The organism is Nitrospira sp. CMX1 (assembly GCF_054902215.1).
Map to the genome: position 1 here is coordinate 1 of NZ_JBUBKD010000076.1, position 12,670 is coordinate 12,670.

General features: G+C 56.8%; 16 protein-coding genes. 8 read left to right on the top strand and 8 right to left on the bottom strand.

The genetic code is table 11. The features are described 5' to 3' along the window. The 8 genes from ACYX34_RS19295 to ACYX34_RS19330 all read right to left on the bottom strand — a co-directional run. Window positions 1-481: TolC family protein (locus ACYX34_RS19295; protein WP_462078206.1), on the bottom strand; the 481-nt coding region annotated here is incomplete at its 3' end. Window positions 482-1,050: 569 nt separating this feature from the next. After that, a complete protein-coding gene (locus tag ACYX34_RS19300) occupies window positions 1,051-1,590 on the bottom strand; it encodes a hypothetical protein (RefSeq protein WP_462078207.1) in 540 nt (179 codons plus the stop codon). A 60-nt stretch (window positions 1,591-1,650) separates the two neighbouring features. Then, window positions 1,651-1,875, bottom strand: a complete 225-nt coding sequence (locus tag ACYX34_RS19305; RefSeq protein WP_462078208.1) for an SHOCT domain-containing protein — start codon at window positions 1,873-1,875, stop codon at window positions 1,651-1,653. Window positions 1,876-1,917: 42 nt separating this feature from the next. Further along, window positions 1,918-3,327, bottom strand: coding sequence for a mercury(II) reductase (merA, locus tag ACYX34_RS19310; protein WP_462078209.1), 1,410 nt, complete (start codon window positions 3,325-3,327; stop codon window positions 1,918-1,920). 51 nt (window positions 3,328-3,378) lie between these two features. Next, window positions 3,379-3,747 (bottom strand): carboxymuconolactone decarboxylase family protein, encoded by a 369-nt coding sequence (locus ACYX34_RS19315; RefSeq protein WP_462078210.1) that lies wholly within the window; start codon window positions 3,745-3,747, stop codon window positions 3,379-3,381. A 45-nt stretch (window positions 3,748-3,792) separates the two neighbouring features. Then, window positions 3,793-4,146 carry a heavy-metal-associated domain-containing protein gene (locus tag ACYX34_RS19320; protein ID WP_462078211.1) on the bottom strand — a complete coding sequence of 118 codons (354 nt, stop codon included), beginning with the start codon at window positions 4,144-4,146 and terminating at the stop codon, window positions 3,793-3,795. Window positions 4,147-4,179: 33 nt separating this feature from the next. Next, window positions 4,180-4,542, bottom strand: a complete 363-nt coding sequence (locus ACYX34_RS19325) for a mercuric transporter MerT family protein (RefSeq protein ID WP_462078212.1) — start codon at window positions 4,540-4,542, stop codon at window positions 4,180-4,182. Beyond that, window positions 4,539-4,994, bottom strand: a complete 456-nt coding sequence (locus ACYX34_RS19330) for a heavy metal-responsive transcriptional regulator (RefSeq protein WP_462078213.1) — start codon at window positions 4,992-4,994, stop codon at window positions 4,539-4,541. Before ACYX34_RS19330 ends, ACYX34_RS19325 begins: the two co-directional genes overlap by 4 nt. 276 nt (window positions 4,995-5,270) lie before the next feature. Between ACYX34_RS19330 and ACYX34_RS19335 the strand changes: the two genes are divergently transcribed. From ACYX34_RS19335 to ACYX34_RS19370, 8 genes are read left to right on the top strand one after another with little or no spacing between them, the layout of a single operon-like run. Further along, window positions 5,271-6,458: a methyltransferase domain-containing protein gene (locus ACYX34_RS19335; protein ID WP_462078214.1), complete on the top strand. Its 1,188-nt coding sequence runs from the start codon at window positions 5,271-5,273 to the stop codon at window positions 6,456-6,458. Beyond that, window positions 6,455-6,826: an ArsR/SmtB family transcription factor gene (locus tag ACYX34_RS19340; protein WP_462078215.1), complete on the top strand. Its 372-nt coding sequence runs from the start codon at window positions 6,455-6,457 to the stop codon at window positions 6,824-6,826. The genes ACYX34_RS19335 and ACYX34_RS19340 overlap by 4 nt, the downstream gene beginning before the upstream one ends. Window positions 6,827-6,872: 46 nt before the next feature. Next, window positions 6,873-7,910 carry an arsenosugar biosynthesis radical SAM (seleno)protein ArsS gene (arsS, locus tag ACYX34_RS19345; protein WP_462078216.1) on the top strand — a complete coding sequence of 346 codons (1,038 nt, stop codon included), beginning with the start codon at window positions 6,873-6,875 and terminating at the stop codon, window positions 7,908-7,910. A gap of 35 nt (window positions 7,911-7,945) precedes the next feature. Then, a complete protein-coding gene (locus ACYX34_RS19350) occupies window positions 7,946-8,812 on the top strand; it encodes a phosphate ABC transporter substrate-binding protein (RefSeq protein ID WP_462078217.1) in 867 nt (288 codons plus the stop codon). After that, window positions 8,769-9,647: a phosphate ABC transporter permease subunit PstC gene (gene pstC, locus ACYX34_RS19355; protein ID WP_462078218.1), complete on the top strand. Its 879-nt coding sequence runs from the start codon at window positions 8,769-8,771 to the stop codon at window positions 9,645-9,647. Before ACYX34_RS19350 ends, pstC begins: the two co-directional genes overlap by 44 nt. After that, window positions 9,640-10,503: a phosphate ABC transporter permease PstA gene (gene pstA, locus ACYX34_RS19360; RefSeq protein ID WP_462078219.1), complete on the top strand. Its 864-nt coding sequence runs from the start codon at window positions 9,640-9,642 to the stop codon at window positions 10,501-10,503. The genes pstC and pstA overlap by 8 nt, the downstream gene beginning before the upstream one ends. Next, on the top strand, window positions 10,500-11,333 hold the full coding sequence (locus tag ACYX34_RS19365; protein ID WP_462078220.1) for a phosphate ABC transporter ATP-binding protein: 834 nt from the start codon (window positions 10,500-10,502) through the stop codon (window positions 11,331-11,333). The genes pstA and ACYX34_RS19365 overlap by 4 nt, the downstream gene beginning before the upstream one ends. Window positions 11,334-11,361: 28 nt before the next feature. Next, a complete protein-coding gene (locus tag ACYX34_RS19370) occupies window positions 11,362-12,045 on the top strand; it encodes a winged helix-turn-helix domain-containing protein (RefSeq protein WP_462078221.1) in 684 nt (227 codons plus the stop codon). Window positions 12,046-12,670 lie beyond the last annotated feature (625 nt).

Consider the following 12,670-nt stretch of genomic DNA (forward strand, 5'->3'; position numbering starts at 1 on the left):
GTTCATAATGAATCTGGATGGTCTTGTGCGCGAGAAACAGATCGTAGTAGGCCTGCTTGAGACGGGCCACCAGTTCCCGCTCCTTCGCGCGCAGCGCCTGTTCGGTCATCTCGGCTGACCGACTCGCTATGTCGCCCTTCAGAGCCAGTTTGCCGGGGAACGGGAAATTCTGTGAGAGGCCGAAGATGCTGTTGTCCGCCCGCGCGACGTTGAAAGTCTGCGGGAAATTCCACAAGTGCACGGACAGGGTGGGGTCGTCCAATGATCGGGCCTGGGCAATCCGATTCGTGGCAGCTTCCCATTGCTTGCGCGCCGCCACAAGTTCTGGATTTCTGGCCAAGGCTTCTGGGATCAGATCCGGTAACACCAAGGACAGTTGTGCCGTCTGCTCGACTGCATGGGCGACATAGCGTGCGCCTGTGGCGAAGATCGTGCTCAGGACTGTTATGGCCAGCAACAAAACCCGAATTGAAAGAGTCATGTGAGGATCCCTCCCCAAGAGCTTTCCTGCCCACGTCTGTCACGGATCTCAGAGTCTCGTCCCGCTACAGAAAAAACGACGGGATGAGCTCAGGCTCAGAGCAGGGCAGATAACGCCATGATGAAACGGTATAAGGAAGGGCCGGAGAGATCAGATACGAAGCACTGTGCTTGCGAGAGACTGATGTGGAGGAGAACTCGATTCGAGAGAGTGATAGGGGTGGAAGATACGTTGGAGTTGACGGCTCACAGTTGGAAGCGCCGGTAGAATATGGTCTGCCGACCAATGATGGTCCATGTACAATAAAGACGACTGTGGGGAGGACTCTACCCCCAGAGTTTTGAAGGCATCACACAGTTGCCGAGCCGATTGCTCATCTGGGGTTGAGCAGCCGTTCCCCATCGAGGCATCGGTGGTTCCCGACAATGGTAGGAGACAGGCGTAGGCATTGAAACTGAACGCCAGCAGGAACACCACAATGGTTACGGCGAGAAAAGATTGCGAGCGATGGAAACGTATCCGCATAGCGTCAGTCTATCCCTCGTCTATGTTACCCGTCAACGGCATGATTAATACACAATCACTCGATCGGCCGACGCAAACAGATCTACCATCTTGGCCAGTGGAATCGGGGTGACTGAAGCGGCCACTCGCGCTGGATCGACGTTGTAGAGCAGCATCATGGTCCGGTTGCCGTAAATCTCGACCCCGAGCTTGTTCTTCAGAAAGTCGAAATACTCGCCGTAGTAGTGTGGGATCTGGTCAAGCGGCACGCCCATCTGCTCCGAGAGGCTCTGGCGCTCCCGTTCAGGAAGCCCGGCACGATCGAGCGCGGTTGAGCCTGATCCGATCAACCCTCTGAACCAGCCGAAGCCCTTCGTGACCGACGTCACGGCACTGGCGTCCACCAGGATCGTGACTTTGTGACCGGCCTTTACAGCCGCCCAGGCGACATTCGGCACCGCGCAAATCTGCGCATCGTCCTCGGCCAGCGAGGTCTTCATGTGGATCAGGATGCGGGCCGGCTCAGCTTGCTGCGCCTGAGCAAAGTTGGGTGCGAGCAAAGTGATGACGGCAAGGACCATTACACTGCTGACTGTGTGCCACATTGCGTGCGACCTCCTTATTGAGAGATAGATTGTTTCCACGCTGCACCGGAAAAGATATGCCTACGCTTGCAAGTCCCGTCGCATATCCTCGAACTCTTGTTTGCTGATCTCACCGCGAGCATACCGTTTCTTGAGGATATCCAGGCTCGATTCTGGCCGATCAGCGATCCCCTGGCCCATCAGCCATCTGACGAGGTAGACGACGCCGGAGACCACCAACACCCAGAACAGCACCATAAATAGCAGCCCCGCGCCCATCATGGGCATCCATCCACAGTCCGTCATCTCACACCTCCCTGCCGAGGTTTTCCTCACAATCCAATTCCGCTACCCGGCGCAACAGGACAGCTTGCTCACATCCTTCTTGAAGGTCAGCGCGGCCAGTTTCAGTCCCTCGACCATTGTCAGATAAGGATGAAATGTGTCGGCGAGATCCTGCACGCTTAGCCCGAACCGAATGGCAAGCGTCGCCTCCTGGATCACTTCGCCGGCCTCCGCCGCGAGCACATGTGCGCCGAGCAACCGGTCCGTCTCTTCTTCGGCCACCAGTTTGATAAGACCCTTGTTGTTCCGTGCCGCCAAAGCACGCGGAACATGGTCGAGCGGGAGGACGGCGGTTCGCACACACCCCCCCTGTTGTTTGGCTTTCTCTTCCGTCAGCCCAACGCTGGCGATCTGCGGATCGGTGAAGGTGACATAAGGTAAAGCTCTGAGATCATAGACCTTGCCCACGCCGGTGAGCGCATTTTCGGCCGCCAGTCCACCCGCATACGCGGCCACATATACATACATGGGATCGCCGATGCAGTCGCCGGCCGCATAGATGTCCGGATTGGTGGTCTGCAGGCGCTCGCTTACCACGATCTCGCCTTTGTTTCCCAACTTCACCCCAGCCTGGTCCAATCCTAATCCGCCGCTGTTCGGACGCCGGCCGGTAGCGACCAGCAGGCGCTCCGCCCTGCAAATCTCCGGCTTCCCATTTTCCTCAGTGTGCACGAGGTATTCCCCATCTCGGCGCTCGACGCGAGTGATTCTGACGTTTGTGCAGATCCGAACCTTTTCATCTTCGAGATAACGAACGAGCGCCTGGCCGATCTCAGGCTCCTCTGCTCTCGCCACGTGCGGCCCTGTTTCCAGTACCATCACGCGGACACCGAACCGTGTAAAGAGCTGCGCAAACTCTAGGCCGATGCTGCCACCTCCGACGATGATCATCGAGGCAGGGAGAGCGTCCAAACTGAGTGCTTGTTCGCTGTCGAGAAACCCGGCGTCCTGAAGCCCGGGTATCGGCGGTGCCCAAGGCGAAGAGCCGGTCGCGACCAGGATCTTGCCCGGCTCAGAGACGGTGCCGTTGACACGTACCCGGCGTCCGCCCAAGAGTTGAGCTTCACCACGGACGATCGTGATATTCGGGTACACGGCGGCGACATCGACATATTTCCCCTGGCGTAAGGCCGCGACCAGCTCATCCTTTTGCTGGACCACGCGCTGCCAGTCTGAGGGTGGGGGACAGGCCATGAGTCCTTCAAATTGCGGGTAAGCCGCGTGATAGCAGAGTTCCGCGGCTTTGATCAGGGTTTTCGACGGCACGCAGCCGATGTTGACGCAAGTTCCGCCGATCGTCCCTTTTTCCACGATGGCCACCCTGGCCCCGAGCTCCGCCGCCTTGATCGCCGCAGCAAAGGCTGCCGACCCGCCGCCGATGGTCATCAGGTCGTAATCGGTAGTCTGGGGCATCTGGTGTCCTCCCACAATCGAATGATTAGCTCGACCTCTCGCATGCAGCTCTCAGTGAGTGCAGCAGGTTGCTTCAGTGGCCGGCTTATCCCTGCTGATACATTCCTTGTACGCCGCATAAGCCTTGAGAGCCCATTCCTCTCCAGGACAACCCTGCATCGTCATGGCGACTTCGAGGAACTCGATCAATTCCTCCTGTGTGATGCCTTTGTCGCACGCCATCTTGACATAGGCTCGGATACAGGGCTCACATCGGATCGCAATAGAGATCGCCATGGCCGTGAGCAGTTTATACTTGGCAGCCACGGTTGCATCTCGATAGGCTTCCTGCCGCATACGCAGAAGACCGCCCGTGACTTTCGGGCTCAACTTTCTCAGTTCGGCAAATAGTCCGGTTTCAACATTGGTTGTTTGATCCATGATGCTGTCTCCCTTCTCCCTCTCCCCATACCTCTTGCCTCTCGCCTATTTTGCGAGCACCCGCGCCTTGTACATCGACAGCGGGCTACTCGCGGCTTCGACAGCCTTGACCAGCGCCTCCGTACCCACTATGTTTGCATCGAACGTCACCGAGGCGCGCGCGTCAGAATAATCGGAGAAAAAGATCCATTTCTTTTCCACCCTGAACTCGACCGTACTGACGCCCGTGACCTTGGCGAGCGCTGCCTTCACGTCCTTGACGCAAGCCCCGCACGTCATGCCGTCGATCTGCAAAGTCACCGTCTGAACCCCCTGGTTCTCAGCCGCAAGACCGGAATGAACAGCCACGCCCACGGTCATGGCGCTGATCAGCACAACCAATCCAAACTGACGCCACATACTTATTCACCTCCCCTTTGCCTTTCCAAAATCTCACAGCCCCAACCAATACGGGGCCAAGATCAGCACCAGCGCGAGGACTGCCAACGCCCACAGCACGGTCCGATTTTCCCGGCTCATCGCTCCCGGAGTGCACACTTCCCCCAGCACGCACACGGACTTCGGCTGCCGGTAGGCCTGATAAAAGCTGAGGCCCAGCAAAAGCATCGTCAGACCGATGAAGACCGGCCGATAGGGCAAGAGTGCCTTCAGAAATCCGGCCGTGCCGGCCAGAAATCCTGTCGCCCCAATACCAACACCGAGGGCGGCAAACACCACCGGCCCGATGCAGCAGATCGAGGCGAAGAAGGCGGCCACGAGCCCACCAACAATTGTTGTCGTTCCGCCTCTCGTCAATGGTGGCCCTCACTCATTCCGCTTGCTCGATTCTTGTGAGCCTCTCTTTTCCCATCTTCCAGACTCGCCAGAATCGGACAGTGCGCTGTTAGCCGCCTAGTCTGGCAGGCGCGGACTAAGCTCCGCAGCGCCGTTGCAAGGGATTGCAGATTCCGAACTTTGGCTTCTACATGTTTCAACTTGGCCTCCGCTTTTTTTTGGACATCCCCACAGCGGGCCGTCGATCTGACACGAAGATCGAGGAGTTCCTCGATCTCATGAAGTGTAAAACCCAACGCCTGGGCATTTTTAATGAAGCGGAGACGTCGCTGCGCCTCATGGTTGTAGAGTCTGTAGCCGGATGGCAGCCGAGATGTGGGGCCGAGTATGTGGCGTCGTTCGTAGTAGCGAATCGTTTCGATATTCACCCCAGCATCTTTTGCGAGCTGTCCAATTGTGAGTATGGTCGACATGTTCACCTCATAGATGAAGATACACCCTGTACCATAGTACCGAGTCAAGTAGGCTGTAGTCTGTTCATCCTCTTCCTAACTCTAAGGATCTCTTCAATGTGAGACTTTCCTCAACCGCCTGCACGGGCCAGTCTCTGGCGGTGGTGTGACTGTAAGCCAGCTCACAGAAGTGATATGCCTTTCCCTGTATATTGACTTATGCACTTATCTAGATAGACGTAGGAGCGATATAAAAGAACGGATCTTTCACGAAAAACAGTGTCACCAGAGGAGACTATGCCGATCGACGAAATCACCCAGAAAGTCAGTGACCGGTACGCGCGGGCTGCCGCGACAGGCGAGCAGATGTGTTGTCCGACGAGTTACGACCTCGCAGACCTGAAATCATTTATCCCGGACGAGGTGCTCAAGATTTCCTATGGGTGCGGCACGCCAGCCGGTTTAAAGACCGTCCGTTCCGGCGAGACGGTCCTTGATATTGGTTCCGGTGGAGGAATCGACTGCTTCGAGGCCTCACGACTGGTTGGCCCATCTGGACACGTGATCGGCCTCGACATGACCGACACGATGTTGGAAATCGCGCGTCGTAATGCGCCGATCGTCGCAGCGAATCTGGGCTATGCCTCCTCCAATGTGGAGTTTCGAAAAGGCCTGGCGGATGCAATGCCGGTGGCCGACAACTTGATCGATCTGATCATCTCCAATTGCGTCATTAACCTGGCACCCGATAAGCGCAAGGTCTTTCGGGAGATGTTCCGTGTCACCAAACCAGGTGGGCGTTTTACCATTTCCGACATTGTGTCAGACCAGCAGGTCCCGCAATACCTAGTGCACGATGCTCAGAGATGGGGTGATTGTCTCTCCGGCGCCTTGACGCTCGCAGACTACGTTGCCGGTATGGGTGAAGCCGGGTTTCTCGGTATCCATCTCGCCACGTCCTCTCCCTGGCAGGTCATCGACGGAATTCATTTCTTCTCCGTGACGCTGACCGGCTATAAGCTCGCGACGCCTCTCACGGCCCCGACCGCTCGCTACGCGACACTTCGAGGACCTTTCAGCCGTGTGATGGATGAATGTGGCATCAGTTACCAGCGAGGGGTCTCGCAACCAATCGGGCCCGAGACGGCGTTGTTGCTGAGTCAGCCGCCTTTTGTCCAAAATTTTGTGCTGTCCCATGAACCAATCTTGTTCGAGCGATCGGATGCGCGCTGGAGGGCGGTGTCGCCCACACAAGCCCCTTGCATGTGGAAAGGAGACTTCGCCCTCCTCGCAGGACCGTTTCTCGAAGTGGCCGATGACGATCATCACGTCTATCGACGGGGAAAACCTCTGGAGGTGTGCTCTAAGACTCTCACAGTGTTGACAACTGAAGAGTACGCTCCACATTTCGTGATCATCAACCGCGCCGGCGAACGGGTGAATGGCGGCGAGGTGACGTGTTCACCGGCTGGAGGCTGCTGTTGAGGAAGCCCGCTGCCACTCGAACCAGGCTTACCGTGGACCAATGCGCCCTGACGCTCAAGGCCCTGGCGGACCACACGCGGTTGCGTATCCTGGAGTTGTTACTGGTTGAGGAGAAATGCGTGACGGACCTCGTGCGGCACTTACACTGTCCGCAACCGCACATCTCCCATCATCTTCGGATTCTTCGAGATGCCGGATTAGTTGAAGGAATTCGGGATGGCCAGCAGGTGTGCTATCGCATTGCGCCAAGGGTTCAACACCTGCTCGCCAATCGGCAAGGACGGGCGCTCAACTTCGGATGTTGCGAGCTGCGATTCCCGGATCCGGTGTTCAGCCATGTTAAGCGTAGGACACACCTGCTGACGTGATGGTGGATTTTCGAGGTGCTTCTCGCGTGCTCACGGAGACACAACCATGCCGCTGACTTTACTCGGACGACAGAATCCTCTTGCCTCCTCCGATGAACAACTCAAAGTTCTTATGGATACAGTCGGGTGTCCTCCATTCGAACGACGTCTCGATCAGGCCGGCTTATTCCCGCTCCATGCCACGGGGATCACCATCCTTCAGATCAACGTCGGCAAACTCTGCAACCAAACCTGCCGACATTGTCACGTCGATGCGGGACCGGATCGTACTGAAATCATGTCGGATGAGATAGCCGATCTCTGTCTCGCGGCGTTGGCGAAGACCGACATTCCCACCATCGATATTACGGGCGGGGCACCGGAACTCAATCCGAACTTTCGCCGGCTGGTCGAACGGGCCCGTACCCTCGGTCGTCATGTGATCGATCGGTGCAACCTCTCCGTCTTGCTACTTCCCTCCCAAGCGGATCTTGCTGAATTTCTGGCTGCCCACCACGTCGAAATCATCGCCTCACTTCCGGCCTATCGCGCCAGTCAGACTGATGCACAGCGCGGAGACGGCATCTTTGAGAAATCCATCGAAGCCCTCGCGCGTTTGAACCGACTCGGGTACGGGCGACCGGAGAGCGGCCTCGCCCTGAACCTCGTGTACAATCCGGTCGGCGCGTTTCTCCCGCCGAAGCAAGAGGCGATCGAAGCCCAATTTCGGAAAGAGCTCCGGACACGGTATGGCATCGACTTCAACCATCTCTATACCATCACCAACATGCCGATCAGCCGATTTCTCGAGTTCCTGACCGAGAGTGGGAACTACAACGCCTATATGGAACGTCTGGTCAGTGCCTTCAACCCTGCCGCTGCGGCAGGTGTCATGTGCCGATCGATGATTTCCGTGGGGTGGGACGGCACCCTGTACGATTGCGACTTCAATCAGATGCTTACGCTGCCGGTCAAGGAAGGAATGCCGCGCCATATTCGCGACTTTGATCCCACCCGCCTCAGCACACGCAGAATTGTGATGGGCAACCACTGCTATGGGTGCACGGCCGGCGCCGGCTCGTCCTGCGGCGGATCGGTCACTTAAAGAAGTATCCACGACTAAGGTATGGAGACATCTCGATGCATCGATATATCGGTTTATTTCGGCAGAACATATCCGGCTTTCTCGCCGCGTCATGTGTTGTGGTCTTCTTAGGAACTCCGGGATTAGCGTCATCCCAGATAACCACGACAGATCAACTGTCGGGCAAACTGGTGATTACGGGCTCCAGCACTGTGGCTCCATTGATCGCCGAGATCGGCAAGCGCTTCGAGCGGCTCTACCCCAAGGTGCGAGTCGATGTGCAGACAGGTGGCTCATCGCGTGGAGTCGCCGACGCGCGCCAGGGTCTAGCCGACCTCGGCATGGTCTCACGGGGGATGAAAGCTGAGGAGAAGGACCTGCATTTTTTTCCCGTCGCCCGCGACGGGGTTGGCCTCATTGTCCACAAGGACAATCCGGTCCAGACCCTCACCGACGAGCAAGTGATCGCGATCTACACGGGCAAGATCACGAATTGGAAGGACGTGGGTGGGAAAGATGCTCCCATCACCGTCGTGAACAAAGCCGAGGGTCGGTCCACATTGGAACTGTTCCTCCACTACTTTAAGCTGAAGAATACGGACGTGAAAGCGCAGGTGGTGATCGGCGACAACGAGCAGGGGGTCAAAACCGTCGCCGGCAATCGCAACGCCATCGGGTACGTCTCCATCGGGACGGCTGAATACGACGAATCACAAGGAGTCCCGATTCAGCTCCTCCCGGTTGGAGAAGTCGCCGCTTCCACTGAGACGGTGCAGAATGGAACGTTCCCCCTTTCCCGTCCGTTACACATTATCACCCGGACTCCCCCGGCCGGATTGGCCAAAGCCTTTATCGACTTCGCGCAGTCCAAGGCGGTTCATGACATCATTAAGCAGCAATACTTCGTCCCACTGGGCGATTGACGAGATCTTGTGCTGGCTGTTGCGCGGTGTCGCGGCCATCGCTGGCACCATCGTCCTGCTCATCGTCGCCTTTCTGATTATGGAGGCACTTCCTGTTCTCCATCACGTCGGGCTGCAACGATTCTTTACCGACCCTTCCTGGCATCCAGCAGAGGGTTTTTACAACCTCACCCCAATGTTGTGGGGAACGCTGTTCGCCATGGCCGGTTCTGTGCTGATCGCCACACCCATAGGCATTTTCTCCGCCGTCTTCTGCCATTACTATGCACCAACGATGGTTGCCCGGCCCTATCGACGCCTGATCGAGTTGCTCGCAGGCATTCCGTCCGTCGTCTACGGATTCTGGGGACTCGTCGTGCTGGTCCCGCTCATTGGAGAGATCCAGCCTCCAGGTCCCAGCCTGTTAGCGGGCATCCTGATCCTCACGATCATGATCCTGCCGACTATCGCCTTGATGGCCGATGCGAGTCTTGCCAACGTCCCTCAACAATACCTACGTGGGGCAGCAGCCTTAGGGCTCCCGCGATGGGCGACAATCCGAGGCGTTGCGTTTCCAGCGGCCAAATCAGGATTGTTCACCGGGGTGATCCTGGAGACCGGTCGAGCCATCGGAGAAACGATGGCGATTTTGATGGTCTGTGGGAACGTGGTCCAAACTCCTTCCAGCCTCTTCGATCCCATCCGAACGTTGACGGCCAATATTGCCCTCGAAATGGCCTATGCGCTCGGGGATCATCGGGCGGCATTGTTCGTCAGCGGACTTGTCTTAATGGGTATGATTGTGGCGCTGACCATCGCCGCGGAATGGATCAGTCGAGGGAGAATTTATGGTTGAGGCTGCAAAACCACGACAGAGTTCTTGCGAGTGGCTCGCTTTCGCGTCTGTCTGGGGAGCTGCGGTTCTTGTGACCGCCACCTTTTGCTGGCTCCTGGGAGATATCATCTGGCATGGATTGAGCCATATTTCCTGGACGTTTCTCACCGCCCCCCCGGAGAACGCGGGACGCCAAGGTGGCATCGGGCCCATCCTGGTTTCGACAGCCTTGATTTTGGGAGTTTGTCTTGCCGTATCCTTGCCCATCGGCATCGGCACCGCCGTCCTCCTCGCTGAATTTACGTCGGACTCCGGTCTGTTCGGGCGGCTGACCCGTCGCAGTCTTGATGTCCTCGCCGGTGTGCCGTCGATCGTCTTCGGCCTATTCGGCAATGCATTCTTTTGCAAAACGCTGGGCTTGGGCTTTTCAATCCTCTCAGGCGGACTGACCTTGGCCTGCATGGTGCTGCCGATTTTGATTCGCTCAACCGAGGAAGGGTTTCGCGCGGTGCCGGCTTATTACCGACTTTCCGCGGCAGCGCTCGGCCTGTCGCGAACCACAACCCTCGTGCACCTCTTGCTGCCGGCAGCAGTACCAGGGCTCTTGGTTGGTCTTGTCCTGGGCATAGGCAGAGCAATTGCCGAGACGGCTGCCCTGATCTTCACGAGCGGCTATGTGGATCGCATGCCGGAGTCGCTGCTTGATTCCGGACGCGCGCTGTCCATTCACATTTTTGATCTCTCGATGAACGTTTCCGGAGGCGACGCTCACGCCTATGCCTCGGCGCTGGTTTTGGTCGTCTTGCTTCTCGCGATCAATGGAACGGCTGCGTGGCTGGCTGAACACCGGCTCCGTCGGAGGATCCTCACAATATGAGGCCGTCCGCGTCTCAGACACAGCCGTGGTTTCCGCTGGATGAGCGACCAGCCTGTTGTGTCCCCAAGCCGTTCATCGAGGTCGAACAGCTTAGCTTGCGTTATCATGAAACCCCCGCCTTTCACGACGTGTCCCTCCCGATCAACCTAGGCTGCATCACAGCTCTGGTGGGACCGTCCGGATGCGGGAAGACCAGCTTTCTCACCTGCCTCAACCGCCTCACCGATCTGATCGCCGGATGTCATGTTTCAGGACGAATCATGATCGATAACCTCGATGTGTTGGCGCCTAGCACTAATGTCATCCAGCTTCGCCGCCGCATCGGCATGATCTTTCAAAAACCGAACCCCTTCCCACTATCGATCCGAAAAAACATCGAGTTTCCTCTGCGGGAGCACGGGCGGCATGATCGAATACAGGTTGCGCAGACGATCGAGACGGTCCTCCGGGATGTGGGACTCTGGGATGAGGTCAAGGATCGGCTGGACTCGCCCGCGTTGGCCTTGTCCGGCGGCCAACAACAACGCCTCTGTCTTGCCAGAGCCTTGGCGCTTTCCCCGGAAATGCTGCTCATGGATGAGCCCTGCAGCGCCCTTGATCCGCTTTCCAGCGGCCTTGTTGAGGATCTCATCGTCGACCTGCGTGGCCGTTACACCGTTCTGATCGTCACCCACAACCTGGCCCAAGCCCGGCGCATTGCGGACTACACCGCCTTCTTTTGGATTCAGAACGGGACAGGACGTCTCATTGAAGCAGGAACCGCCAAGCAAATATTTGGAGAACCCCTTGATCCACTGACCGCAGCTTATATCAGTGGGATGCGAGGATAGTCGCATCCGATTCGCTGGAGTCTGACCTGTGAAACAAGAACGGCATGCGGGAGCAAAACATAAAATGCTGTCCATCCACAGACGGGCGCTGCCGGAAGTAGGCAAGAAGCAGGGTAATCTCGCGGGCATTCAAATCATGCCACTCCCCGCCAAGACTAGTGCTTCTGATCAAACCTGGCCATTACAGTCATCGCCAGGGCAAGGAGCCCCGGTACCAATGTCTTCTTTGCCCGCTGGGGCCCGTCTCTACTGGCTCCCGGTATTATTCGCCGCATCAGACATTCGGAAGGACACTCCTTCTGAAGGGCAGCGCTTGGAAGAACGTCATGAGACCCATAATGCTAGGCCAAGTAGCGATACGGCAGGGCGGCGCGCGAAGCGTGAACGACATGCATTTGAGCATTCACGGTACGTCTATGGCCCACTCGTCTTGGATGCCTCTCGGCGTGAGGTTTATGTCAATGGCCATGAAATCGAACTGACTCTCAAGGAATTTGGATTACTGGAATATTTTCTCAAACATCCAGGCTACGTACGAACACGAGAGATGCTATTGAATGCCGTATGGGGATATGAATACTATGGGACGATTCGGACAGTGGATGTCCATGTACGGCGGATCAAAAAGAAAATTCCACTCCTTACGTCCGTGATTATCTCTGTTCACTCGCTTGGCTATAAACTGCGCGATGGCAACAGTTCCTCATCCTGAGCCTCTTTTCACCCGTTTGTCTCTGCCCCCATCTGATTTTCCTATCACCCTGGATCAATGGCAATACTTCACAGAGATGCCGATGCGCCGGGGGTTTTTGAACTCCTCGTTTGGCATAAGAGACAGCGCTGGGCCTCAAGTTCTTGGGATGTACATCCGTCGAGGGCCCGACCGCTAACTTGGCGTATGAGGCACAAATGATCTCGACATGGTCACATCGTAAGTTGCCTGCAACCACGGCCTAACATCGTGGTTTCTGTTGTTTCATACTTCGCATGAGCCGCCTCTCGGCTCCGCGCTCTTACCCCTGAAACTCCCGCAGACTTGGATATCACGTTCAGGGATGAATACGCGGTTTCAGCAGGTAGAAGCCTGCTCCGGGTTGTCATGCCTCCCAATTGCACACGTATCGCTTCCATTAGGGTCGCCTGCCCAATCAAGTGTTATTACAGTGTTAGAAATTCGGACAAATGGCCCTGATTTCAGACAAAGAAAGACAAAGAGAAACGATCTAATAAATTGCGTATATCCGCTAATGACAAGGGGATTGGCCCTGTCGTCAATGACTTGGCCAATCCCCCTTTGCCTGCTTAGAAGGCTGATGCTCTATCCGACTGAGCTACGG